This is a genomic window from Atopobium sp. BS2 (assembly GCF_000565075.1).
In the GTDB taxonomy this organism is placed as follows: domain Bacteria; phylum Actinomycetota; class Coriobacteriia; order Coriobacteriales; family Atopobiaceae; genus Lancefieldella.
This window is the reverse complement of the sequence record NZ_JDFG01000034.1, coordinates 13,205-37,195: the sequence shown is the minus strand read 5'-3', so window position 1 is coordinate 37,195 and position 23,991 is coordinate 13,205. Positions and strand designations below refer to the sequence as shown.

Here is a 23,991-nt window from a genome sequence, read left to right as displayed (position 1 = left end):
AAACTTAACCTAATATGCTAGAAAATGAATAGCGTCATATAAAAGATTTAACTATAGGTAGCGTAATGTATACGTCTTTTTAACAGATTATCCGACTTAGGTGTGTTTTGAACTGCCTCCCATTTCTTATGTCCAAGAAATGGGAGGCGGTTCACTCTCGTAGGTGGCCGTTTTTTGTGCCGTATGTAAAGGTTTCCTGCTCAAGTTATCGAGCAAAAAGTTCCCAAAATGCCACGGCAGATGACGCAGCAACATTAAGCGAGTCCACCTGATGAGACATGGGAATGATGGTGATAATGTCACAAGCCTCAATGGTTTTCTTATCAAGACCATAGCCTTCACTACCAAAGAATAGTGCTGCTTTTTTACCTTTTACCAGCTCTTTATTAAGAGGTACTGCAGAATCTGTGAGTGCAAGTGCACACGTAGTAAAAGAATGAGCTTTAAGCTTTTCAATAAGGTCCAGTGAAGTTATCTCTTCATCCAAACGAGTCCAAGGCACATTAAGAACCGTTCCCATAGAAACGCGCAGGACACGCCTTGAGAGGTTGTCGGCGCACTTAGCAGTCAAGATAACAGCATCTACATTGAGGGCCGCAGCTGACCTAAAGACAGCACCAACGTTGTTAACGTCTACTAAATCTTCTAGTACGGCAATATGCTTTGACGTGCTTAGAATCTCTTCTAGCGATGCACCTTGAGGTCTCCTCATGGCACAGAGCACTCCTCTATTCATCTTGTAGCCAATAAGCTGTGTAAGCTGCTCATCTGGAAGAATGAAAATAGGAACATCATCTGACAAAGGATGGAACTTCTCGACAATTTGCAAAATGTTATCTGTATGAGAAGTATTTGCAAGAAATGAGATTGGCTCACAGCCTGCAGATAGCGCAGTTTCAATCACAAAATGAGACTCACAAATCATGACGCCACGAGTTGGGTCAAGACGATTACGAAGCTGGTTATCAGTCAATCGGGCATACACATCAAGACGATTGTCGTCAGATGAATCTAAATAAATAACTGGATACGTAGACATAAGCAATGTTCCCCTTGCCTCTTGATTCTTAATATTTTCTACTCTTGAGACAAAAGTTAAACCGCGTTTATGAAAAAATTTCCTCTGTTGCTAGTCTCTTTTTAAGGAAGTAACCTAACAAAACCAAGATGGCAGACAAGCTTATAAGTGTACCCTGCAATACAATTTGGGAATTGTCAGCTGTATCAGGAAGCTGCGCCTTTTCCTCTGTCTTATGGGGTTCTCCAGGAGTGTTAGAACCAGGAGTTACTGGTGTGACAGGAGGTTGTTTTACGTACACATGAGTCCAATTAGCTGCAATAGTTTGCTCATTAGAATCCTTTGTTCCAATTACAAGATTGATCTTTAAGTGTTGATAAGAATCAAGCGTATTGGGATCAAAAGACATTGGGAGCAAGAAATACTCAATTTTATATTGGCCTATAGGAAGAGTGTTATCTTGAGAATACGTATATACAATGTCATTAAAAGTATTTGAGAAATATACGGGATTTCCTTCAGCATCAACTACTCGTGGAGATCCGTCAGGATTATATGTTAGATCAGTAGTAAGACTACCGTTCTCAAATAAAGAAACTTCGTAAGTAGAATCAGGCAACTTTTTAATGCCTATTTGTCCAGCGTGAGTTGCCGAACTTTCTGGAAATACATCAGCAATATCTTGAGATTTAATATCAGATAAAATCCTATTTGTAACCGTATCGATGTCTAAAACTTTTTTACGTCCTGCATCAACGGTATGATTAAAAGTATACGATGAGATTGTTGCTGGAGCATTTTGAAGACCCTCATCTGTAGGTCTCAAAGTTTCTCCAGTATCGGTAACATATGCAGTATGCGCCAAAGTATAGTAATACGTTGTGTGTGTAACAAAAATATTAGGCTTAACAATATTTCCATCACCATCATGGGCTTCAGGAATTACATACTGCTCTACTTCTTTATGATCAAGAATGCTATTACCAATTGTTGTAGGTGCGTCGTACAGACCTTGTTTCTCAGTTCTATTTCCATTGCTATCAACAAATGTAGTAAGGTTCCTTGAAATATCTGAAACTCCAGCACGAACAGTATAAATATAGTAAAAACCATGCTCTTGATCGTAGGACAGAGTTTTATCCAGCTTATACTCACCCAAAGGTATACTGCGATCAATAATGGCAACATTGTCTTGACCAACAGATCCATTAATTAGTTGGCCATTTGAAATATAGTTATTAATTATGTCTCTATGAGCCTGAATGTTATTGTCTGTATCGAATTCAAAAACAGGAAGCAAAATTTTATGATCAGTAACACCTGCAAGATTAGGATGTGCTTGTAGATAAGAATTAACAGCAGCTTCATCGGTTGTATAACGCAATTCATGATCATCTGAAAAAAGTGATGGGTCAAACCGATCGCTATCTAAAAAATGAAAGTCAGTAACTTTTTGTAAATCAAGATGTGATGTTGTTATTGGCTCTTCGTAGGGCTTAATTTCTGTCAAATTATCCAGAGAACCTAAATCATTTCCTACAACTGTAGTGAAATCAGATGCAGATGGATTAAATGATTTAATCTCTGTATGCAATAACAATTGATTTGAGTTTGTTTGTCCTAATAAAGTGTTTGCTAAAACAGGAGCAGGAATGTATGAAATAAATACACATAAAATAACAAGCAAGGTAACTGCACATTTAAATTTTTTAAAACTAGTTTGAGAATTTATCAATCTCATCTATTTCCACACTCCCTTCCTAAATCAAATCATTGTTTAAAAAAGTCTAAATCAAAAGTATATTCAAATATCTATATATTCTCTGAATATATAATTCCTCATAAGTTCCACAAAAATATGTGTTGCATATGAACTAGAATAAAAAGATAAGTGTGAAAGCTTATTAGTTTGTTGTTTTCAAATTGCATTACTTCTTGTTATGTACCTTCGTTCTTATAAGGAGTGCTCCTTGGCTAAGCACTTTGCAAAAAGCTCTGCTTCTCATACCGCTAACCTACAACCTCTTTCTTCAGAGGAAGCTACAGAGAAAGCGCCTTCTCTTAAAGACTCAGTACCAAGCCTTGGCGATACTGATATGTACGTTGCTCTCAATGAAGAGCAGGTAAAAGCCAATCAGCTCAATGAGCCTTCACAAGCTACAGAGGCCCCAGAAGAGCAGGCAGATGATTTAACTGTCATTGCTCCTCTTGATAGCGCAGAGCTTGGAGAAAAAGAAGAGGCTCCCGTTGTTCACAAGAAACATCAGTGGTGGAAGATACCTGCTGCGCTCGTTGGTATTCTCGCCCTTGTGTATGTGGGTGGAGCAATCTTCTTTAACTTCTTCTTTATGCCTCAAACCAGCATTTATGGTAAGGACTACTCCTTAAAACCTGCTTCAGATTTACAAGCTTCTAGAGCAAACGAGGCCTCAAATTACTCCGTCCAAGTCTCTGGAAACGGCGTAGATTTAACCATCAAGGCATCCGACATTGATTTGACGTACGACGCAGCTGGATATGCTCACGATGCTATTAGCCAGCAGAATCCTTGGATGTGGCCACTGGAGCTTACTCGCAGCAGGTCCCTAAGCCCTCACGCTACCGCTTCGTATGATACAAGCAAGGCAGACGCACTCTTTAATCAAAGAATCGAGCAGGCAAAAGAATCTGCTCAAACTCTAGAGAACAATGGTATTACCTACGATAGCTCGGCTAAAAAGTTTATTTTTGCCGACGACGCTATTGCTACAAGACTATCTCTTGAGGGTGTCCATAAAGACTTGCAAACCGCTTTTGATAATCTGAGCACTACCGTACAGCTTGGCCCAGAGAGCCTCATAAGTGCAGAAGACCTTGATTCTGCTTTGAAGACCGCTAATTCATACGTTGCTTCTGCAGTTGATTTGATGCTTGGCGATTCTGCCGCATATCAGCTTGATCAAGACACCATTGCTAGCTGGATTAAGTTTGATGAGAATCTCTCTATTTCATTTGATACAGACGCTATTACCAAATGGGTCAACGAGACACTTGCTCCTGCAGTAGATACTCGTGGAACTTCAAGAACGTATAAGCGTTGGGATGGAAAAGAATTCACTACAAAGGCCGCTGGTGCATACGGTTGGGTTATTGATAATGATGCTGCTGTAAAAGCTATCTCTGACGGTCTGTCCGCTGGTCAGGCAACAAAGATTGAACTACCTACAAAACAGTCGGCCGATAAATTTACTAAACAGGGCGAGCAGGACTGGGGCGGTCGTTATATTGACGTTGACCTTACCACTCAGCATGCTGTTCTTTATGGTGATGATGGAACTATTCTTTGGGAAGCCGATGTAGTAACAGGTATCCCAGACGGACATCACAACACTCCGGAAGGAGTCTGGTATATTACCAGCCACATTAGAGACGCTCGTCTCCTGGGACCAAATGACGAGAATGGCAAACCAGGTTGGGATGCACACGTTGACTTCTGGTTGGGTGTAAAAGGTCAGGAAGTTGGTTTTCACAACGCTCCATGGAGAAGTGCGTTTGGTGGAAACATCTACAGAACAGGCGGTAGTCATGGCTGCATCAACCTAAGCTATGAAAACGCTCAAAAACTCTTTGATATCGCCAAAGATGGAGATCCAATTATCATCCACTACTAGGTTTTTCTTAGAAAATATATTTATGCGCGCTTTAGAAAATAATTCTGAAGCGCGCGTTTTTATGTCTTACAGAAGATCCACAACACGCTCTTTGTTTGCCATAAAATCAAGATACTCTGAACCTAAGCGAGAAGTGATCAATGAACTGGCAGAAGGAAATTTGCTGAATGCTTTATCAAAACCATAGTCTCCTGTGCCGTAATTAAATGTCGCAAGTATATTATCAGACAGAAAGGTTCCTCCACCATCTGTATCGTATTCATAGTAGGAGACGGCAGGTAATTTGCGAGTGCTTATAGCTTGCAGAACGTAAGCAGTCCCATAAAGAATATATTGATCAAAATCTTGTGATGAGAGAGAAACTGAATATAAAGCGGCATCTTGCTCGATTGTTCCAATGATTTCTCCATTAACACTTACAACCCACGAAACGCCACCGTCTAATAATTCATTGTTTTTCTCTACAACTGATAAAATTGGACCAGATATATACACGTCGTTCATATTGCAGGTATAAGTCCTATATTCTCCAGACTCAAACTTTTCATATGAGAAAATATTATCAGCTGATTGCTCCCTTATAAATTCCACAGCTTGATGTTTTAAAAAATCGAGGTTTCGCTCCCTAACCGCTTCCGGTCTAAACCAAATACATATAAATACACATGCCACAATTACTGCACTGATAGTTATATACAATCTTTTCTTACCATGTGACATGTCTAATCGCCTCACTTGTATTGAATGTAAACCGAAAACATGCTCTTATGAAAATCCTATAAAAGATCCACTACATGCTCTTTGTTTGCCATAAAATCAAGATACTCTGAACCTAAGCGAGAAGTGATCAATGAACTGGCAGAAGGAAAATCAGAATCACTTTGCCTAATACCAATATTAGTAATATTGTTATATGCATGTGAACCTAACAACCCGTCTGATAGGTACATTTCTCCACCACTTGCATTTTGAACACTCCACTTTATGACGGGTAATCCTCGTGTATGCATTTCTTCAAGTAAAGGAATGTTCATTTGATACATGCTTTGATTGATAGAAAATCCAAAATTTGAAAGTATAGATAATGCATATATATCCTGATCAACAACTGCTATCAACTTGTTATTCCTACTAATGACCCACAAGAGTCCTGTTGTTGCAATATCTCCATTTTCCATTTTTGTAGCACATAAAATAGGACCTGATATCTCAAGATCTTCGATGCTATCTATCTTCAAATAGTTATACTCTGGCCCCAGTTCTTCACTGTAATCATTAAATGTGTTGAGTTGACTAGCAACACATTGTGCGGCCGATTTCTTTAAATTTGTTATCTGAAGTGATGATACATTTTTTGGTTTATAGAACACTATTAGGCCTATTATCAGCCCAGCTGACAACAATATTATGCCTACAATAACTCTTTTCCTACGCTGCATCATCTGTCACCTCATCATTACCTAGTAATAATGAAACTAACTAGAAGCTATTGTAACAATTGTTTACTCTTTAATCGTTTTAACTTTAAATCCAAAATAGTAAATGTGTCCTAACCAAACAATGACAAGGACAATACTGCCAACAATAACGCCTTTCATAAGCATGGCAATCAGACCTACAGCCATGACCAAGGTTACTGTAACAAGAATGCGTGTTTTAGTCTTAACAGTCATCCCTTTTCCAGCTTTAAAATCAGCAAGGTTATTTTGGTAAAACTTTGTATTAATAAGCCAATTATTGAGTCGGTCGGATGATTTTGCAAAGCAAAATGCAGCAAGTGCCAAAAATGGAACAGTTGGCAAAATGGGAAGCACTACACCAAGCACAGCAAGTGCCAAGCTTATACAACCTAGTGCCATAAAGGCAACACGTTTAATTGACATAAATACTCCCTACTGCTTTTTGAGAGAGTTTACCATGTTTAACAAAATGCAGTAGGGATATTACTTAAACCAAAGTATTTCTTATATAAAAATATTTATGAATAAAGCCTAGAAACGTGGCATTTGACCTCCGCCAAAGCCCATATTCTTCATCATGGACTCCATTGCGCGACGGCCCTTCTTTGCATTTCCGCCCTGAGTCATAGCCTTCATCTTGCCCATCATCTTATTCATCTCTCCCCACTGGCGAATAAGTTGATTAACTTCCTGAACACTACGACCAGAACCCATGGAAATACGACGACGGCGCTGACCGTTAATAATCTTTGGACGTGCACGCTCTTCCTTGGTCATGGAATGAATGATAGCTTCAATCTTTCCCATTGAACTATCGTCCACACCACCCTGCTGGGCCATCATGCGGTCACCACCAGGTAGAGCACCAATAAGCTTTGCAAGACCGCCCATCTTGCGAATTTGGTTCATCTGATTGAGCAGGTCATCCATAGTAAAGCCTTCACGCAACATGCGCTCAGCATCTTCAACCTGCTTCTCATCTGCTGCCTGTTGGGCCTTCTCGACAATAGAGATAACATCACCCATGCCAAGGATGCGCTTGGCCATACGATCTGGGTGGAAAACCTCAAGTGAATCGGGTTTCTCGCCCATAGAAACAAACTTGATAGGCTTGCCGGTAACCTCACGTACGGAAAGGGCACCACCGCCACGAGCGTCGCCATCAAGCTTGGACATGATAACGCCGTCAAAGTCTACGCGCTCGGCGAAGGTGCTGACAACATTGACAATATCCTGGCCGGTCATGGCGTCGACAACCATAAGAATCTGATCTGGCTTGACGGCACGCTTGATAGCAACGGCCTCTTCCATCATTTCTTCGTCAATTTGAAGACGGCCAGCGGTATCGACAATCACCAGGTCGTTGAGGTGGTCAACAGCTTCCTGGATAGCCTGAGACGCAATAGCAACGGCATCTTTGCCATCTCCACGATAGACTGGCACACCAATCTCTGAACCAAGTGTTTCAAGCTGATCTGCTGCTGCGGGACGGTGAACGTCGCAGGCGGCAAGCAGAGGATTCTTTCCCTGAGACTTAAGCAAGTAGGCAAGCTTTGCAGCTGCGGTTGTCTTACCGGAGCCCTGAAGACCAACAAGCATAATGACGTTTGGAATGCGGTTCTGCGCCAGCGTGAGCTTGGACTCGGTTGAACCAAGCAGTGTCGTGAGCTCATCCAGAACAATGCGGACAACATTTTGGGCTGGTGACAGAGACTCCAGTACGTCAGCGGTCATGCACTGCTCTTTACAGCGACCAACAAACTCTTTAACTACCTTGTAGTTAACGTCAGCCTCGAGAAGAGCCATGCGAATTTCTCGCATTGCTGAATTGATATCGTCCTCAGTGAGACGGCCCTTTCCGCGCAGAGCGGAAAATGTATTTTGCAGTCTATCTTGCAGGCTGTTAAACATTACTGAACTCCCTCACCAACAAGTGCTTCACAGAATGATCGAGCGTCAAATGTCTGAAGATCATCAATTGACTCGCCCACACCAATACGATAAATAGGCAGGTTAAGCTGGTTTGAAATTGCCAGAGCAATTCCTCCCTTTGCAGTGCCATCAAGCTTGGTAACAATAAGACCGTCCAAAGACAGGGCGTCATTGAACTCTTTTGCCTGATTAAGGCCGTTTTGGCCAGTAGTTGCATCAATAACCAAGACAACACTCACGGGAATATCCCCTGCGCGCTTTCTGGTAACCGAGACAACCTTAGCAAGCTCACGCATCAGATCCGATGAGGTATGCAGACGTCCGGCAGTATCAATAAGCACCAGTTCAGTGCCTTGTTTTTCTGCAGTCTCAACAACCTCAAAACAAACGCTTGCAGGGTCAGCACCACGCTCTTTGGTTACTACCTCAATGCCAGAACGCTCTCCCCATACCTGTAGCTGCTCAATTGCAGCCGCACGGAAGGTGTCAGCACCGCCAATCAAAGTCTTTACGCCATTAGCATGTGCGCGACCAGCAATCTTACCAACAGTGGTAGTTTTACCAGCACCGTTAATGCCTACAAACAAGACAATAGAGGGCGTATCCGTAAAGGGGTCTCTTTCTGCAACAGGAAACTCTGCCGTAAGACGCTCTACAAGAGCGCGACGAAGCTGATCGGAGCGCATAAGATTTTCTCGCGCTGCACGCTCACGCAGGTCGTCGGTGACGCGCATAGCCACCTCAGCACCCATGTCTCCCATAACAAGCGTGTCCTCAAGGTCATCCCAAAAGTCTTCGGTGACCTCTCCACCCATATAAAAGATTTCGCTTAAAGTCTCACGAGAACGCTCAAGACCGCGGCGAAGATTGTCCATAAAGCCCATTAGATATCAACTACCTTTCCGGTTGTCTTATCAAGCCTCTGAGAGACAACGTGGCTGACACCATCTGCCTGCATAGATACACCGTACAGAACATCAGCCTGCTCCATGGTGCGCCTCTGGTGAGAAATGACAATCAGCTGAGTAGTCTCTTTGAGCTGCTCAATGGCATCAAGCAGCTTGGAGAGGTTGGCGTCGTCGAGCGCGGCCTCAACCTCATCAAAAACGTAGAACGGAACAGTGCGCGTCCTATACACAGCAAAGAGCAATGCCAGGGCAGTGAGGCTCTTCTCGCCACCTGACATGAGCATCATCTTGGTAATGCGCTTACCGCGCGGCTGAGCCACAATCTCAATGCCTGTCTCGGAGAGATGGTCTGGGTCAGTAAGCTCAATGTGAGCATGACCGCCAGGGAACAGCATGGAGAAGATCTCGGAGAAGTTCTGGTTTACGCGGTCAAAGACAACAAGGAAGCGGCTACGCATCTTGCGATCAATGGCCGAGATGATTTTCTTCAGCGAGGTTCGAGCAGCCTCTAAGTCTGCTACCTGCTCATTAATGTAGTCAGCGCGCTCTTTGAGGCGCTCGTACTCATCCATGGCAACGGCGTTGACAGGACCAAGTGCCTCAAGCTGACTCTTGAGCGACGCAGCAAGGCGTTCTGCCTGCTCTCTATCTTCTGGCTCAGGAAGCGTCAATGCCTCGTCCAATGAGGCACCCGTGGCAAGAATGGCTTCGATGGCGTTTTGAACCTGTACCTCAAGCTTGCCAATCTCAACGCTAATCTGGTTAGCAGCGTCTTTCTCTTTTTCTACCGCAAGCGCAGCTTCAGAAGCAGCGTCTTTTGCCTCAGAGATGGTCTCTCGCAGCGTCTCGGAGTCTGCCTCCGCCAACGACGCGCGATCCTTGAGTCTAGACGCCCACTCAAGTGCCTTCTGGTGCAGAGCATCATAGCGCTTGTACAGCGGGTCAACGCGCAGCCTAATTACCTCAAGCGCGTGCGTTGCCTGCTTAGCAGCAGCAAGCTGCTCATCCAGCTGAGACAGACGCCTCTCAAGCTCTGCCTGGCGAGAAGCCATGCTCGTTGCACGCTCTTTTGCAACAGTCAGGTCCGTCTTTGCATCCGAAAGCTCTCGGTTGGCCCTACCCTGTGCGCGAATGGCATCCTCATGCTGCTCCTGCAACTCTTTGAGCTCCGAAGCTAACAACTCCATGCGAGTCTTAGCCTCTTCAGCCGCACGCTTGTGCTCATCAATGTGCGCACGAGCCTCTTGAGCGCGCTCTTTTGCCTGCTCTCGAGAAGTGCTCACCTGCTTCAGCTCAGCCTGAGAAGACGCAACCTGCCCTTCAAGACGGCCTCGCTCCGCAGCAATAGAGGTAAGCTCACCGTTGAGGCGAGCAACCTCACCCTTGGACTGCGCGCTTTTCTCGCGAACTGAAGCCAGCTCATTCTCGCAGTTGGTAACTGCAGAGCGAGCAGCCTCAAGATGGCGTTTGAGGGAAGGAAGCGCACCCTCAAGCTCGCGAATACGACGCTTACGCTCAAGAGAGCCGTCCTCAGCCTGAGATGTGTGTCCCAGGACCAGACGACCGTCTGGATAGAGCAACGTGCCGTCAGGAAGCGCATAAAGCCCGCGAGACTCAACTTTGCGAGCAGTGTAGGCATCGTCAAGACTCTGAGCGACAAAAACGTGACCAAAAAGCGCCTGCACAAGAGCTTCGGAACCCTTCTGCGCAGATACGTGCTCAAGCAAAGACGTTGTATGTGCAGGTGCAGCAAGAGCTGGAGTTGCATCAGAAAGAGCAACCAACGTAGCCTTGCCGTCCTCAGAAAGCGTCTGAACACGCTCAAAGAGCGTCTGAATGTTTTGCTGCTTGTCTACAACAAGCGCGGAAAGATCTTCTCCCAAAAGCTGCTCAACAAGAGCCTCAAACTCTGGCTGAACCTCAAGGTAATCAGCAAGTCTGCCAGAAACAAGAGAAGCGGTTGCTGCATCCGCAACAAGCTTTTCTGCCAGAGGACTTCCCTTTTGGACTTCCACATCAAGCGCACGAAGTGCCTCAAGCGTAGCTTCACTGCTTGAGAGCTCCTGGCGAGCAGTGCGCTCTGCCTCGCGAGCTGCTTCAAGTGCAGAAGCACGTTCAGAAATCTCAGCGACAAACGCCTCTGACTCCTGACGAGCTACCTCAAGGGCGGCGGTGAGCTCTGCCTCTTTAGCGACGCTATCTTCCAGGGCAGCACGAGCAATCTCAAGCGTCTCAGTAATCTGAGTCAATCTAGACTCAAACATCTTGTCTTCTACCTGCGCATGAGCAATCTGCTCTTCAAGTTTTACATACGCAAGCGTCTCTTTATCAGCGGTATTGCGCGCACTACGCTCAGACGCAGTGCAGTCAGAAATCTTTACATCAAGAGCGCGACGCTCGGCAATTGCCTGGTTAGCTGCCTCTTGGAGCGCGTTCACACTCTCTGTCAGATCAGCAACCTTTGCACGAATTGTTGCCAGCTGACCAGAAAGCTCTTCGTTTTCTTTTGCGGCGTCTGCCTTCTGTTTATCCATCACAGAAAGCTGCATACGCGTGTCAGAAAGGCGAGAAACCATGTTCTTGCCCTTCTCCTCCAAAAGACGCATGTCAGATCCCATACGACCAAGAATCTCTTGCATGCGACGGCGCTGCTCACCTAAGTCTCCAACAAAGAGCCCCTTTTGCTCAAGAAGTGACTGGAGCTTTTCAAGCTCACGGTTTTTCTCGCCCGCACGATATTGAGAAAGCTCAATAGCAGCCTCTGCCTCTTTAGCGCGTGCCTCCAACTTTCCATGCGTAAACTGCAGCTGACGAAGGTCATCAACCGCAAGCTGAACCGTCAAATCTTTGAGCTGAGCGGACAGATCTTTAGCGCGAGAAGCCTTGTCTACCTGCCTCTCAAGCGGTTTAAGCTGGCGGGTAATCTCGCGAGAAACCACTTTGGCTCGCGTGAGGTTCTCATCCATGGAAGAGATTTTGCGCTCCGCACGCTCTTTACGGCGACGATGCTTAGAGATATCTGCAGCCTCTTCAATGAGCTCACGACGCTGCTCAGGGCGGCTAGACAAAATAGAGTCAAGCTTGCCCTGGGAAATGATGGAGTGCGTATCTTTGCCCAGGCCAGAATCATGCAAGATGTCCTGAATGTCCATGAGCCTGGAAGGAGCTCCGTTAATCAGGTACTCAGACTCTCCAGAGCGATACATGCGCCTGGTGATGCCAATTTCAGAGAAATCAATAGGAATAGTGTGGTCGGAGTTATCCAAGACCAGTGTTACCTCAGCAACACCCACCGCTCCCCTTGCTGACGAGCCAGAGAAGATAACGTCTTCCATAGCCTGGCCACGGAGCATCTTTGCGCTCTGCTCGCCCAATACCCAAAGAATTGCGTCAGAGACATTGGACTTACCCGAGCCGTTAGGACCAACGACAACGGTAAGACCGGGGTCAAAAACCATCTGAGTTTTATCAGCGAATGACTTAAAACCCTTGAGTGTCAGCGATTTTAGATACACGGGTACAGGGTACCTTTCTACCTTAGGTGCATTTCTGCATCAGCATCAAGCGGAGCATCATCCACACCAAGACGTACCAACGCGTCTTGAGCGGCTTCTGACTCTGCAGCTTTCTTTGATGGTCCCTGTCCACGACCCACCTTAAGGCCGTCGACAAATACCACAGCGGTAAACGTTGGCGTATGAGCAGGGCCGCTCTCGCCAATAAGCTTGTACTCTGGGGTAGCTTTACCTTTAGCTTGTACCGCTTCTTGCAAACGAGATTTAGGACTTACCGAACGAACTGCCAGCGCTGGAGAAATGTGAGGTCCAAGCGTACGAATAACAAACTCGTGCGTTGGATCAAAGCCCGCATCAAGGTAGAGCGCGCCAACAATGGACTCGTAGACGTTCTCCAGAGCAGACTTCATGCCACGCTTTCCCGTGCCCTTCTCGGAAATTCCCATAACAATTAAGGGAGAAATTCCTAGAGCATCAGAGACAATGGAGAGTGTGTGACCAGATACCAGAGAGATTTTCAGCCTAGTAAGCTGGCCTTCATCCATATCTGGATAACGCTCAAACAGCTCCGTTGCAATAATGGCACCAAGAATTGAGTCACCTAAAAACTCCAGGCGCTCATACGAAGCAGAAACAGGCTTGCCCTCCACCGCCGAAGGGTGTGTGAGGGCAGCCTCGATAAGGTCTTTATTGGTAAATGTGTGACCGCAAATAGCTTCTGCAGCAGCTACTCGTTCGTGCAATTTCACGTATAAAACCTACTTAAGCAGCAAGAATAGCATCTACTGCGTCACCAACGGTAGCAATCTCATCGATGTTTTCTGCATCAAAGGTCATATCAAACTCTTGCTCAAGGTCTGTGACAAGCTGCAAAAGATCAAAAGAGTCTGCACCAAGATCTTTAAATGAGGTGCCCTCTGTGAGCTCAACGGACTCGTCAAGGTCCAGTGTCTCTCTAACAACGTCAATTACCTTTTCAAGTGTTTCTGTGCGATCCATACATCCTCCTTGCACACAACAATGACGCTAGTAATTTTACCCCGTGATGGGCGTCTGTATGATGACATTACTAAAGCTGAAACAAACAATCTTAAAAAAAGTAAAGCCCACAGAATTGTCCATGGGCTCCACCATAGTTATAAAAATTTTTATGTACAGACGCTTTTACTACAGCTGAATTGACGAGGAAATTTTCTCGATAAGGTTGGCGCGTACTGCATTTGCTGCAGAAAGTGTTCCTGCGCACACAGCAGAAGAGCTGGTAGCACCATGTCCTTTAAGTACAGGTGCAGAAACACCTAGCAAGAAGGCGCCGCCAACAGAATCTCCTGAAAGCTCCGCTGCTGTAGCCTTCAGAGCATCCTTCAAAAGAAGTGCACCAAACGCAGCCTTCTTGGAGGAATTAATTGCGTCTTTGAGGCTAGACATAATAAATTTGCCCGTGCTCTCAATGGATTTTAAGGCCACGTTTCCTGTAAAGCCGTCTGTCACAATAACATCAAAGCGGCTTCCTAAAATATCAGTTCCCTCAGCATTTCCACCAAAATTGATAGCCGCTTCTGCAAGAGCTGCGTGATATGAAAGAGCAAGTTCAGAACCCTTGGTCTCTTCAGAACCATTGCAGAGAAGGCCTATGGTTGGGTTTTCAATTCCAAGCGATGCATTGGCAAAAGCCTTGCCCATTTGTGCAAATTGCACCAAAACTTCTGGACGCACATCAGCGTTAGCGCCAGTATCCAAAAAGACTGTTTTATGGCCACCAAGTCCAGGAAGAATCAGGGTAAGTGCAGGGCGCTTAACGCCCTTGATGCGACCAATACCAAAGGTAGCTGCAGTAAGCACTGCTCCTGTGGAGCCTGCCGAAAAAAGGCCGTCAGCCTCTCCAGCCTTGACTGCCTGCGCAGCCCTTACAATACTGGCGTCTTTCTTCTGCCTAACCGCATTGGCGGGATGTTCGCTCATGGCAATAATTTCAGTAGTTACTAAAGCCTTTGCACGATTGTGCTTGTTTGCAAAAGGAGTAACAAACTCATCAGCTCCGGCGAGAAGAACCTCTAGCTCTTTGTCCTTCTCGAGAGCCATACGGACTCCCTCGAGAACAACCTCAGGGCTTTGGTCAGATCCCATAACGTCTACACAAATAACGGGCATGATAACTCCTTTGTGCTATAAAAAAGAAGGCCGGCCCCTAAAGAACCGGCCTTCTTGGCCATACAATGTATGAGTGTTACTCAGTAACAACAACCTCACGGTCCTTGTAGAAGCCACAGTTAGGGCATACGTGGTGAGGAAGCTTTGGAGCGCCGCACTGTGGGCATACAGAGCGAGCTGCTGCGTTAAGCTTGCTGTTTGCCGAACGACGGGTGTGGGTTGCGCCGCGGCCCTTCTTTTGTTTAGGTACTGCCATCTTAAACCTCTTTTGCTCTTGCTAGCGCCCCTAAAACACATGAGGGCGCGACCCATTCACATAATGCGTTGGATACTATACCACGTACTGACACATTTTGTACGTAGATACAGCATTTCTTCACCATTTAGGAGAAGAAATTTTATTTTACTCTTCCGAATCCGGCTCAATCACAAGATTTTTGAGAGCCGAAAACGGGTTTGAAGCAAGCTTTTCTTCTTCTCGCTTCTGCTCAATCTGAGCTGCATGACCGCAATCCTCTTCATTCAGATTGCAACCGCATACTGGGCAAAGTCCCTTGCAGTCGGACTTGCACAGTACAACATAAGGTGTCTCCATAACAAGCGAAGGCAAAAGAGCCTCTGCAAGATCGATGGTTTTATCGGCATTTACTAAAACGTAATCTGCCTCATCTTCATCATCTGCAGAAATTACAGGCTCTTCAAAGAGATAATACTCATCTACCTCTGCGTTTAAAGAGAGATGTGCGTCCTCAAGACAACGGTCACACGTACCAACTGCGTCAGCACGAAGCATTCCGGTAACCAAAATGCCCTCACCCGCGTTGGTAAGCACTAGATCAAAATCAATTCCCATAGGAAGAGAAAATTCATGCTCCCCTAGCTCATACGAGTCTTCATTAAGATGGCCCGCATAAGAAACAGTATCGCCTGCATTTGCAAGACGATCATCTAGTGCATAAAGAACTGGTTGCATTGGAATTACCAGGCAACGTTATTGCTGGTGTTACGAGGACCAGAGTTCTCATCAAGTGTCTGACGAACACGAGAGACAGAATTTGTCAGGCTCTTAAGGTTCTCCTCAAGGTGAGCAAGAACGGTATCTGCGTACTCCTCAGCGTTGTAGCGAGTATCACGCTCATACTGCTCTGCCTGATCACGAATGGCGTCTGCCTGCTGCTGAGCAAGGCGGACAACTTCCTGGTCACCAGCAAGAATCATAGCCTGCTGCTGTGCGTCAGCAATGATGGACTCTGCCTGAGCACGTGCGCGCTCAAGGGTCTCATCCTCTTCCTTGATGATGCGACGAGCGGTTGCAAACTCTTCTGGGAAAACACGACGAATCTCGTCAAGCAGCTCGTAGAAGTCCTGGGCATCAATAATCTTCTTGTTACCGCCATCCATAAAAGGTGACTTAGCCTCAGTTACTATCTGCTCAATCTCAGATACAAGGCTCTCAATTTCCTCGCCTGGCTGCATCCAGGGCTCCTTTCAATCCAATACATAAGCCGTGTTATATGCACGTATAGCCCACATGAGCACGACGCATAAAACACCTTTTTAAGAATGTTAGCAGAATATAATGAAAATGCAGGGCAAATATACTTAATTACCGCAATTATGCAGAGCTTCAAGCTTTTTAATGACGTTCTTTGGTACCAAAAATGATACGTCTGCGCCCATGGCTGAAATTTCTCTGACAATTGAAGAAGAAATGTAGCCGTACTCTGGACTAGACATAACAAAGACGCTCTCCAGCTCAGGAGCCATATGAGCGTTAAGATCTGCCTGCTGAAGCTCGTACTCAAAGTCTGTCATAGCCCTCAGACCTTTAACAACACCACCTGCGCCGCGAGCATTGCAGAAATCAACCAGAAGGCCTTCCATAGGCTCTACAGAAACGTCCACGAGACCTTCATCTACCAGAGCGTCTTTGAGCATCTGTACGCGCTCTTCAAGAGAAAAGGTAGTTCCTGTGCCGTGCTTGCGCTTTGAAGCCGCAACAGCTACCGTAACATTTTCAAAAAGGCGAGAAGCTCGTTTGATTACATCAAGGTGTCCGTTTGTGACGGGATCAAAAGTACCTGGTACAACTACGTGAGTGATGCTGTTCAACGTATCTCCTATCCCTCACAACGAACAAGTAAATCAACTTGAGCAATACCATAACGCTTACTCTTAGAAAGCTCAAAGTTGTCAAGAGAAACTGAATCAGATTTGTGGCTATGCTCGTACACTACCACAGCATCTTCTGTCAGACTTCCCGCCTGAGTCAAGTCTTTAAGCAGCTTGGATACTACCTCTGCCTCAACGGCATAAGGAGGATCCAAAAATACCACGTCAAAAGGACCTCCAAACAGCTGAGATGACTCAGCTAAGTGCGCCGTATCTCCACAGATAACACTCATCTCAGAGGTGCTTACACCAAGAGATTTAGCCGTACGCTTAATGCGATCGCACGTCTTTCTATCTTTATCAATAAAGGCAGCGTACAGGGCTCCTCTAGAAAGTAGCTCAAAACCCATAGCACCCGAGCCTGCAAAAGCGTCAAGCACTCTAGACTCACTGAGGTCAAGACCGCGAGAAGCCAAGATGGAGCTTGCAATAGCCTCACGCGTACGATCAGTGGTTGGTCGCGTAGTCCCCTTACCATCAGGAGCCTCAATTGCACGACCTTTCCATTTTCCGCCAACTATCCTCATGGGTTTTCTCGCCACCAAACCTATCTTGTACTGCAGTTTACCTGCAGGTTATTACTTATAGCCAAGCTCTTCAAAGTAGATGCCAAAGCGATCTTTTGCCTCAATTCCCAGCGTGGCATAGGCGTCGCTGGTAAGATTTGGGTCCTGTGCCGTAATAGCCAGGGCGTCCATGTGAGCCGCCTCAATCAGGTCCGCATCCGCGTAAAGATCAGAAATCTTGAGCGTGGTGCCGCCCGACTGACGGTATCCCAGGGTCTCTCCCTCGTGTCTAAGCTCCAGGTCAAGCTCTGCCAAGCGCGCACCGTCAGAGGTTTGCTCAAGGGCGGCCAAGCGCTTTCTTGCGGTAGAGCCTCGCTTGGCGTTACTGGCAAGATAGACGGTTCCTGGGAAGTCTCCTCGACCAACACGACCTCTGAGCTGGTGCAGCGTTGCCAAACCAAAACGGTCAGCATTAAAGACAATCATGACCGTAGTATTAGGAACGTCAACACCAACCTCAATGACGGTTGTGGAGACCAGAATCTGCGTCTTATTTGCGCGGAACTTTTCCATTACCTGATCTTTTTGTGTCTCAGGCAATCTACCCGTCAAAAGATCACAGGTAAAGTCCTTGAAAACGGTCTTTGAGAGCTCCTCGTATACACGAGTTGCGCTGTAGAGCTTACCGTTTGTGCGAGCGGCCTCAGGAACATCTTCAAGCTCTTCTTCAGAATCGCTTGGGTCAATTAAAGGGCAGACCAAATACGCCTGATGACCCGCTTGAACAGCTGCGGCGACAGCAGCATATGCTTGGTCAAGGTTTTCTGGCACACACAACTTGGTGGTAACGCCAGCGCCTGCCTTTGGTCTTTTGGTAATGCGAGACGTATCAACGTCTCCATACAAAGAAAGTGCCAGCGTACGCGGAATAGGCGTTGCACTCATGGCGAGAAGATCTACGCCTTGTCCTTTTTTGCGCAACGCTGTTCTTTGATCAACGCCAAAACGATGCTGCTCGTCTACAACAGCAAGGGTAAGCTGCTTAAATACCACACGGTCAGAAAGAAGCGCCGTAGTACCAAAGACAATGGACAAAGAACCGTCGGCTAGGCAAAGTTCAATCTGTTGCCTCTCTTCTTCTGAGGTAGAGCCCGTAATAAGCGCCCACGTAATTCCCGCAAGTGAAAGCAAGGGGCCAATCTTTTGAGCGTACTGCTGAGCAAGAACCGAGGTAGGAGCCATCACGGCAGCCTGAGTTGAAGAATCTGCGGCTGCAGCCAAGGCAACGGCAGCAACGGCTGTTTTACCAGTACCAACATCACCCAAAAGCAAGCGATTCATAATACGTGGTGCAGTCATGTCAGAAAGAATCTCTTGAGCAGCATGGTTCTGCTCGTCAGTCAGAGCAAAGGGCAAAGCCTCAATCAGAGCCTTAACTTTAGGTCCATCTATAACGTGTTCAAAAGGCCTATGACCCGCAAGCTCCAAGTTTCTTCTCGCCAAAAGAGCAAGCTGCAAACTTAAGAGCTCATCAAAAGCAAGACGGCGACGAGCCTGTTCAGCTGCGTCCAAACTGGAAGGAAAATGAACCTCACGAAGCGCCGATGAGAGCGACATGAGGTGGTGTTTGGTGACAAGCTCTGAAGGCAGCCAATCACACACGCTTCCCGTGTCCGCCAAAGCTGCTGACATAATGCGACGCATCCATGCAGGACTCACGCCCTCGGTAGCTGGGTGAACAGGAAGAATTGCCGCCTTTGAAGGAGCCTCTTTGGAGCGTGTTTCATCGTTTGAGTCAGACTTTGCCGTACTAAGCACCTCGTAAAACGGTGACTTCATCTGGCGGTAACCGTAGGCAAAGAGAACCTTACCGCTTAGCGCCACTTCATCGTCAACGTGGATTTGCTCAGCTATCCAAGGCTGCCTAAAAAACGAAGCTGTGAGCACGCCCGTATCATCCACAACCTCAATCTCAACAATGACCATTTTAGGACGCGGACGCTTAGTCTTAACCGAGGCAACACGACCTGTAATGGTAGCGTCTTCGCCTATCTGTGCGAAGGCTATCTGCACGCGGTGAGAAAAATCGAGGTAGCGGTGAGGAACATTGAGCAAAAGGTCTCGAACACGCAGAATGCCGAGACGCTCAAGCGCCTCGGCACGATTTGCATTGACATACCTTAACCTGGTCACGCTATCAACAAGTGAGCAGGTATGTGCTACTCGCTCTGATGCGGGAGCGATGCTTACCTTGGACTCAGACATTTCCTACTCAATAGAGAAGATAACTGGATAGAGTGGCTGCTCGCCGCGCTGAGCGTCAACCTCAAGATCTGGATAAGTGTCCTCAATCTTGCTGGCGAGAAGATCGAGCTGCTCGTCAGAGAAGTCTTCACCTGCAAGAATGGTGAGGTTGTCGCCCTCTTCCTCCTCTTGCATCTTAGCGATAAGGTCAATCGTGACCTTCATAACATCAGAGCCGACAACATCAATGGAGCCGCCCTGGATACCCATGACATCACCATCGTGGATAGGAGTGCCGTCAGCTGCAGAAGAATCGCGGACTGCAGTAGTTACCTCACCGTAGCGAACGCCAGAGATAGCGTCAGTCATCTCTTCTACAAGCTCTTCAAATGGAACGCCATCTGCAACAACAAACATTGCAGCAAATGCCTGAAGAACAGACTTGGTTGGAATAACGGCAACCTTAACATCCTCGCATGCGCTGGCAGCGGCTTCTGCTGCCATACGAATGTTGGAGTTGTTTGGCATAACAATGACCTGGTCTGCATTGGCCTCTTCAATTGCAGCAAGAATGTCTGCAGTAGAAGGGTTCATGGTCTGACCACCTGAAACAACAACATCCACACCAAGAGACTTCAAGATTGATTCAGTGCCAGAACCAGCAGTTACTGCAACAAAGCCAAGCTCTTTTCTAGGTGCAGCCGCAGCCCTCTTATCTTCAGCGATCTTCTCGGTACGCTCCTTAGCCTCAAGGTCCATGTTGTGAATGAAGACCTCAAAAATCTGGCCGTACTGAAGCATGTACTCAAGAACCTTGTTAGGAGTATTTGAGTGAACGTGAATCTTGTAGTCTGGGTTTGCGCCAACAAGAAGCTCACAATCACCCATAGTTGCCAGGAAGTTCAGAGCTGCTTCCTCGTCAAAGTCTGGGCTATCTGCCTTGAAGAGGAACTCATTGCAGTAACGATACTCAGAACCCTCCCAGTCATCGTTGAGCTCAATCTCAACCTTTGCGCTAGTAGCAGCTTTAGCATCAGAAACAGAGACGGTAGTCTGGAAGTCAGTTGTTTCAGTCTTGCCGGTAACAGCGTTTACAAAGCCCTCAAGGAAGGTTGCGAAACCAAATGCACCAGAGTCAACAACACCGTTCTCTTTGAGGACAGGAAGAAGCTCAGGAGTGCGGGCAACAGACTCATATGCCTCAACAACCAGAGCGTCCAAAACCTCAACTGGGGTGAGCTGAGACTTCTCAAGGGAGTCTGCCTTAGCAGAAACGTCCTTCAAAACGGTGAGAATAGTGCCCTCAACTGGCTTTCTAACAGCCTTAAAAGCAACCTCTTTACCGCGGCGGAATGCGTGAGCAATATCCTTTGGAGTTACTGCCTCAGGATTTTTAACGTCACACAGACCCTCGGCAATACCACGAAGAATCTGAGACGTAATAACACCAGAGTTACCACGAGCTCCCATCAAAGAACCGTGAGTGATTGCCTTTGCAATATCCTGCATGCTTGCATCTTGAGGAAGATCTTGAACCTCACGAACAACGGTGCCCAAGGTAAGGGACATGTTAGTGCCAGTGTCTCCATCTGGTACAGGGAAAACGTTGAGCTTGTTGATCTCTTCTGCTTTGTCTGCAACGGCAAGGGCTGCTACAGGGAAGCATGTACGAATGACATTTGAAATCACGTTAGACCTCAGTTCCTACTCATTTGAAGCAAAAAGCTTAGCGAGAATTACGCATGGCCTCGATATGTACAGTTACATCAACACATGAAAGCTCTGCAATTTGCTTAAGCAAAAACTTTACTGAGCTCTCCAGATTGTCGACAACAGACGCCATGTTAACGCCCTGCTCAACAACAATGTGAAGGTCAACCTGAACTCCCTTAGGAGTTGGGGTCACATCGATACCCTTACGAAGTCGGTACGTTGGAAGAAGACGAGCAACACCTGCTGCCTCATCGATCTCTGCCATGCCAACAACGCCATAACATTCCATAGCTGCATAGCCCGCCAGGTCAGCAAGGCAATCATTAGAAACTCTTAGTGTTCCGGGAACAGCGGTAGTCATTACATAACTCCTCTCGCAAGAACCAGGGTTAGTCATTGTTATTTAGTATACCGCAGAGCACATTTATTATTAAAGCGGCTTATATATACAAGTTGATAACCTTGCAATTGACAAATCTTTTTCTTGTTATTTAATCTTGGTGTAATAAATGAAAAACATTCAAAAGCTGTCTAAGAGCTATCTAATTGTGAATGTTATATTCATGCTTTGACAACACAATATATTGTGCTATATTTATTCGGCTATTTGGAAATTTTAGGCGCAGAGGGCGCCTATCCTATGGAGGTCTTACTCATGTCGAAGGTCTGTGATTTCTGCGGTAAGCACGCCGTTGCCGGTCGCTCCATCTCCCACTCTCACCGTACTGTGGCCCGCACCTTTAAGCCAAACATCCAGCGTGTTACTGTCGTTGTCGATGGCCAGCGCAAGAAGATGAATGTTTGCTCCCGTTGCCTCAAGTCCGGCAAGATTGCTCGCAACTAAGCAACTCAGCTCGTCTTACCTCAAACTTAAAAAGGTCGCTTCGGCGACCTTTTTTCTTAGCTCGATTATCTGACAGCAACATCTAATACTTCTTGCTGGACTTACAGCCGCTTGTTGAGGCTTTGTTTCTCAAACGCAGCGCAGACGCGACTCAATAAACGTTTTAGTTCCAAAGCTGCACCAAAAGACAGCCCTTCTCGCACCTTACCCAAGCATTGTCTGATTCAACGATATTTGAAATACCGTCGTCCCCCAGCAAGGTGAACTTCTGGTGATCAAGATTCCACTTCATGCCAGCCTCAGAAACCTCGCACTCCTCTGACAAAGCCACAAGAGAAATCTTTTTACCTACATCGTTAGTGTTCAGCTGCCAAGAATCAACCTGGCCAGCAACTAAAAAGCGCATCTCAAAGTCATTTTCAATAACTCGAACGCTTGCCTTGCCCGTCTTTGCCCACGTAGCGAGAAGACCAAGCACTACAAGCTGGTGATCAAGGTGGCCGCCAGATGTGGAGACAACCGTAAGAGAGAACTTGCTATTTCTACGAATTGCCTCGTACTCGGCAGACTTTAGAGCAAGAGCCAGGTCGGTATCGTACTTGTCCGCATTAAACTTCATGCAAGGTACCTGCTGCTCTTTAAGCCAGGCCAGAGTTTCTGGTGTAGCCGAGTCAAAGTCTCCAAGCGCAAGTTGTGGAATCACGCCGGCAGCGTGACATGCGTCTGCACCATGGTCAACCGCTATCAGGTAGTCAGCGCTCTGGGCGCAGGAAGAGAGCGTCGTGTGCGAAACCGCCTCTGGGGATCCGCCCACAACAAGGACCTCAAGGGGTTTCTCGCCAGAAGGCGCTGCGGTCAGAGGACGCTCGTAGTCCTGAAGGCGCAGAAGCGACAGCTCGCCGTAGGTGTGGGCAAAGATGTTAGAGTGCTCGCGCATAAAGACGGGGTCGCGGCCGTCATGATCATTGTAGAGCGCTACCACAGGAAAGCCCGCATTTTGTGCTGTCTGTGCGCCAAACGGAGCATCCTCGAAGACCCAGGTAGTTGCCTTATCGGTGCCAAGGCGACGGAGTGCCTCAAGGTATACATCAGGCTCAACCTTGTCCACTCCCCCCACGTCTTCTGTAGAAACCACCGTTTTAAAGAGGTGCTCAATACCTTGAGCCGCGAGGGCCGCACGCACTTCTCGCACAGGAGTTGACGATGCAACAGCCATAGGAATACCCGCATCGTAAAGCTCCTGCAAGAACTCTTTTGCACCAGAAATAATGGAGACGTGATGTTGATACTGCTCTGTTACATACGCGCAGAACTCTTCATACAAAGCTTCTGCAGTGATAGGCAGCTCCAGATGATCAACGCAAATTTTGCAACCATCCATAAGCGAAACAGCCTCAACGCGCTCAAAAAATTCTGAGTCAACAGTCTTGCCGTATTTAGGAAGAACAGCGCCAAACACATTGCGCCAAACGCGCATTGAATCAACAAGAGTTCCATCGCAATCAAAAATTGCACCGGTCACCTGCATAATGCCTCCGTAAACAAACTTATTAGTTGCAATCGTGAAATATCTACTCTAAGTAGGGTAAAGTATCTCACGTTTATAAATTGTTTTCATGGAGGATGCATGGCACGTTATAGCTATCATTGCACACACTGCGACAATACCTTTGAGATTGAGCGTCCAATGAGCCTGAAGATTGAAGCTCCTCAGTGCCCAAAATGCGGACACGAGACTGAGCGCGTTTACAACACCTCAACCATTGTCTTTAAGGGCAGCGGTTTTTATAACACCGATAGCAAAGGAAAGTAATCCAACGCTTTTTGGCTCTCTAGACCGCTCATAAATCGTATTTGTGAAGCTCTTGTTGTGATACA

23 protein-coding genes are annotated in these 23,991 nt (G+C 46.6%); 3 read left to right on the top strand and 20 right to left on the bottom strand.

Features of this window, described 5'->3' with window-relative positions; all coding sequences use genetic code 11:
- Nucleotides 1–205 precede the first annotated feature (205 nt).
- Together HMPREF1492_RS04540 and HMPREF1492_RS04535 are read right to left on the bottom strand one after the other, a co-directional pair.
- The gene (locus HMPREF1492_RS04540; protein ID WP_035436391.1) at nucleotides 206–1,039 is read right to left on the bottom strand and encodes a TrmH family RNA methyltransferase; all 834 of its coding nucleotides are present in this window, start codon (nucleotides 1,037–1,039) and stop codon (nucleotides 206–208) included.
- Nucleotides 1,040–1,106: 67 nt separating this feature from the next.
- On the bottom strand, nucleotides 1,107–2,759 hold the full coding sequence (locus HMPREF1492_RS04535; protein WP_156095563.1) for an LPXTG cell wall anchor domain-containing protein: 1,653 nt from the start codon (nucleotides 2,757–2,759) through the stop codon (nucleotides 1,107–1,109).
- Between the two features lie 229 nt (nucleotides 2,760–2,988).
- Between HMPREF1492_RS04535 and HMPREF1492_RS04530 the strand changes: the two genes are divergently transcribed.
- The gene (locus HMPREF1492_RS04530; protein ID WP_035436388.1) at nucleotides 2,989–4,668 is read left to right on the top strand and encodes a L,D-transpeptidase; all 1,680 of its coding nucleotides are present in this window, start codon (nucleotides 2,989–2,991) and stop codon (nucleotides 4,666–4,668) included.
- Between the two features lie 66 nt (nucleotides 4,669–4,734).
- Here the strand turns inward: HMPREF1492_RS04530 and HMPREF1492_RS04525 are convergent, their stop codons facing one another.
- The 17 genes from HMPREF1492_RS04525 to HMPREF1492_RS04445 all read right to left on the bottom strand — a co-directional run bounded on the left by HMPREF1492_RS04525 (nucleotide 4,735) and on the right by HMPREF1492_RS04445 (nucleotide 21,630).
- The gene (locus HMPREF1492_RS04525; RefSeq protein ID WP_035436385.1) at nucleotides 4,735–5,388 is read right to left on the bottom strand and encodes a hypothetical protein; all 654 of its coding nucleotides are present in this window, start codon (nucleotides 5,386–5,388) and stop codon (nucleotides 4,735–4,737) included.
- A gap of 56 nt (nucleotides 5,389–5,444) precedes the next feature.
- Nucleotides 5,445–6,110 carry a hypothetical protein gene (locus tag HMPREF1492_RS04520; RefSeq protein WP_035436383.1) on the bottom strand — a complete coding sequence of 222 codons (666 nt, stop codon included), beginning with the start codon at nucleotides 6,108–6,110 and terminating at the stop codon, nucleotides 5,445–5,447.
- A 60-nt stretch (nucleotides 6,111–6,170) separates the two neighbouring features.
- On the bottom strand, nucleotides 6,171–6,551 hold the full coding sequence (locus HMPREF1492_RS04515) for a YbaN family protein (RefSeq protein ID WP_035436381.1): 381 nt from the start codon (nucleotides 6,549–6,551) through the stop codon (nucleotides 6,171–6,173).
- 108 nt (nucleotides 6,552–6,659) lie between these two features.
- On the bottom strand, nucleotides 6,660–8,039 hold the full coding sequence (gene ffh, locus HMPREF1492_RS04510) for a signal recognition particle protein (RefSeq protein WP_035436378.1): 1,380 nt from the start codon (nucleotides 8,037–8,039) through the stop codon (nucleotides 6,660–6,662).
- Nucleotides 8,039–8,944, bottom strand: a complete 906-nt coding sequence (gene ftsY, locus HMPREF1492_RS04505; protein ID WP_035436376.1) for a signal recognition particle-docking protein FtsY — start codon at nucleotides 8,942–8,944, stop codon at nucleotides 8,039–8,041. Before ftsY ends, ffh begins: the two co-directional genes overlap by 1 nt.
- A complete protein-coding gene (smc, locus tag HMPREF1492_RS04500; RefSeq protein ID WP_035436373.1) occupies nucleotides 8,944–12,483 on the bottom strand; it encodes a chromosome segregation protein SMC in 3,540 nt (1,179 codons plus the stop codon). Before smc ends, ftsY begins: the two co-directional genes overlap by 1 nt.
- 17 nt (nucleotides 12,484–12,500) lie before the next feature.
- Nucleotides 12,501–13,232: a ribonuclease III gene (gene rnc / locus HMPREF1492_RS04495; protein WP_035436370.1), complete on the bottom strand. Its 732-nt coding sequence runs from the start codon at nucleotides 13,230–13,232 to the stop codon at nucleotides 12,501–12,503.
- Nucleotides 13,233–13,245: 13 nt separating this feature from the next.
- Nucleotides 13,246–13,482, bottom strand: a complete 237-nt coding sequence (locus tag HMPREF1492_RS04490; RefSeq protein WP_035436367.1) for a phosphopantetheine-binding protein — start codon at nucleotides 13,480–13,482, stop codon at nucleotides 13,246–13,248.
- Nucleotides 13,483–13,650: 168 nt separating this feature from the next.
- Nucleotides 13,651–14,634 carry a phosphate acyltransferase PlsX gene (plsX, locus tag HMPREF1492_RS04485; protein ID WP_035436365.1) on the bottom strand — a complete coding sequence of 328 codons (984 nt, stop codon included), beginning with the start codon at nucleotides 14,632–14,634 and terminating at the stop codon, nucleotides 13,651–13,653.
- 76 nt (nucleotides 14,635–14,710) lie between these two features.
- Nucleotides 14,711–14,890, bottom strand: a complete 180-nt coding sequence (rpmF, locus tag HMPREF1492_RS04480) for a 50S ribosomal protein L32 (protein WP_012808941.1) — start codon at nucleotides 14,888–14,890, stop codon at nucleotides 14,711–14,713.
- Nucleotides 14,891–15,037: 147 nt separating this feature from the next.
- Nucleotides 15,038–15,607: a YceD family protein gene (locus tag HMPREF1492_RS04475; RefSeq protein ID WP_035436363.1), complete on the bottom strand. Its 570-nt coding sequence runs from the start codon at nucleotides 15,605–15,607 to the stop codon at nucleotides 15,038–15,040.
- Between the two features lie 5 nt (nucleotides 15,608–15,612).
- A complete protein-coding gene (locus HMPREF1492_RS04470) occupies nucleotides 15,613–16,110 on the bottom strand; it encodes an SPFH domain-containing protein (RefSeq protein WP_035436359.1) in 498 nt (165 codons plus the stop codon).
- Between the two features lie 126 nt (nucleotides 16,111–16,236).
- Nucleotides 16,237–16,746, bottom strand: coding sequence for a pantetheine-phosphate adenylyltransferase (gene coaD / locus HMPREF1492_RS04465; RefSeq protein WP_035436357.1), 510 nt, complete (start codon nucleotides 16,744–16,746; stop codon nucleotides 16,237–16,239).
- An 8-nt stretch (nucleotides 16,747–16,754) separates the two neighbouring features.
- A complete protein-coding gene (gene rsmD / locus HMPREF1492_RS04460; protein WP_035436355.1) occupies nucleotides 16,755–17,333 on the bottom strand; it encodes a 16S rRNA (guanine(966)-N(2))-methyltransferase RsmD in 579 nt (192 codons plus the stop codon).
- A 51-nt stretch (nucleotides 17,334–17,384) separates the two neighbouring features.
- Nucleotides 17,385–19,577 (bottom strand): ATP-dependent DNA helicase RecG, encoded by a 2,193-nt coding sequence (recG, locus tag HMPREF1492_RS04455; protein ID WP_035436353.1) that lies wholly within the window; start codon nucleotides 19,575–19,577, stop codon nucleotides 17,385–17,387.
- Between the two features lie 3 nt (nucleotides 19,578–19,580).
- A complete protein-coding gene (locus tag HMPREF1492_RS04450) occupies nucleotides 19,581–21,245 on the bottom strand; it encodes a DAK2 domain-containing protein (RefSeq protein WP_035436352.1) in 1,665 nt (554 codons plus the stop codon).
- A 37-nt stretch (nucleotides 21,246–21,282) separates the two neighbouring features.
- Nucleotides 21,283–21,630, bottom strand: coding sequence for an Asp23/Gls24 family envelope stress response protein (locus HMPREF1492_RS04445; protein WP_035427743.1), 348 nt, complete (start codon nucleotides 21,628–21,630; stop codon nucleotides 21,283–21,285).
- A gap of 294 nt (nucleotides 21,631–21,924) precedes the next feature.
- Between HMPREF1492_RS04445 and rpmB the strand changes: the two genes are divergently transcribed.
- Nucleotides 21,925–22,113: a 50S ribosomal protein L28 gene (gene rpmB, locus HMPREF1492_RS04440; protein WP_012808949.1), complete on the top strand. Its 189-nt coding sequence runs from the start codon at nucleotides 21,925–21,927 to the stop codon at nucleotides 22,111–22,113.
- 163 nt (nucleotides 22,114–22,276) lie between these two features.
- Here the strand turns inward: rpmB and HMPREF1492_RS04435 are convergent, their stop codons facing one another.
- Nucleotides 22,277–23,641: a thiamine diphosphokinase gene (locus HMPREF1492_RS04435; RefSeq protein WP_035436350.1), complete on the bottom strand. Its 1,365-nt coding sequence runs from the start codon at nucleotides 23,639–23,641 to the stop codon at nucleotides 22,277–22,279.
- 99 nt (nucleotides 23,642–23,740) lie between these two features.
- Here HMPREF1492_RS04435 and HMPREF1492_RS04430 point away from each other — a divergent pair, with 99 nt between their 5' ends.
- Nucleotides 23,741–23,926, top strand: coding sequence for an FmdB family zinc ribbon protein (locus HMPREF1492_RS04430; RefSeq protein WP_035427745.1), 186 nt, complete (start codon nucleotides 23,741–23,743; stop codon nucleotides 23,924–23,926).
- The last annotated feature ends 65 nt before the right edge of the window (nucleotides 23,927–23,991 follow it).

Excerpts from the sequence above, each read along its gene's own strand:
- HMPREF1492_RS04540 (WP_035436391.1), bottom strand. The coding sequence starts at position 1,039 with ATGTCTACGTATCCAGTTATTTATTTAGATTCATCTGACGACAATCGT.
- HMPREF1492_RS04535 (WP_156095563.1), bottom strand. The coding sequence starts at position 2,759 with ATGAGATTGATAAATTCTCAAACTAGTTTTAAAAAATTTAAATGTGCA.
- HMPREF1492_RS04525 (WP_035436385.1), bottom strand. The coding sequence starts at position 5,388 with ATGTCACATGGTAAGAAAAGATTGTATATAACTATCAGTGCAGTAATT.
- HMPREF1492_RS04520 (WP_035436383.1), bottom strand. The coding sequence starts at position 6,110 with ATGATGCAGCGTAGGAAAAGAGTTATTGTAGGCATAATATTGTTGTCA.
- HMPREF1492_RS04515 (WP_035436381.1), bottom strand. The coding sequence starts at position 6,551 with ATGTCAATTAAACGTGTTGCCTTTATGGCACTAGGTTGTATAAGCTTG.
- ffh (WP_035436378.1), bottom strand. The coding sequence starts at position 8,039 with ATGTTTAACAGCCTGCAAGATAGACTGCAAAATACATTTTCCGCTCTG.
- ftsY (WP_035436376.1), bottom strand. The coding sequence starts at position 8,944 with ATGGGCTTTATGGACAATCTTCGCCGCGGTCTTGAGCGTTCTCGTGAG.
- HMPREF1492_RS04490 (WP_035436367.1), bottom strand. The coding sequence starts at position 13,482 with ATGGATCGCACAGAAACACTTGAAAAGGTAATTGACGTTGTTAGAGAG.
- plsX (WP_035436365.1), bottom strand. The coding sequence starts at position 14,634 with ATGCCCGTTATTTGTGTAGACGTTATGGGATCTGACCAAAGCCCTGAG.
- rpmF (WP_012808941.1), bottom strand. The coding sequence starts at position 14,890 with ATGGCAGTACCTAAACAAAAGAAGGGCCGCGGCGCAACCCACACCCGT.
- HMPREF1492_RS04475 (WP_035436363.1), bottom strand. The coding sequence starts at position 15,607 with ATGCAACCAGTTCTTTATGCACTAGATGATCGTCTTGCAAATGCAGGC.
- HMPREF1492_RS04470 (WP_035436359.1), bottom strand. The coding sequence starts at position 16,110 with ATGCAGCCAGGCGAGGAAATTGAGAGCCTTGTATCTGAGATTGAGCAG.
- rsmD (WP_035436355.1), bottom strand. The coding sequence starts at position 17,333 with ATGAGGATAGTTGGCGGAAAATGGAAAGGTCGTGCAATTGAGGCTCCT.
- recG (WP_035436353.1), bottom strand. The coding sequence starts at position 19,577 with ATGTCTGAGTCCAAGGTAAGCATCGCTCCCGCATCAGAGCGAGTAGCA.
- HMPREF1492_RS04445 (WP_035427743.1), bottom strand. The coding sequence starts at position 21,630 with ATGACTACCGCTGTTCCCGGAACACTAAGAGTTTCTAATGATTGCCTT.
- rpmB (WP_012808949.1), top strand. The coding sequence starts at position 21,925 with ATGTCGAAGGTCTGTGATTTCTGCGGTAAGCACGCCGTTGCCGGTCGC.
- HMPREF1492_RS04435 (WP_035436350.1), bottom strand. The coding sequence starts at position 23,641 with ATGCAGGTGACCGGTGCAATTTTTGATTGCGATGGAACTCTTGTTGAT.
- HMPREF1492_RS04430 (WP_035427745.1), top strand. The coding sequence starts at position 23,741 with ATGGCACGTTATAGCTATCATTGCACACACTGCGACAATACCTTTGAG.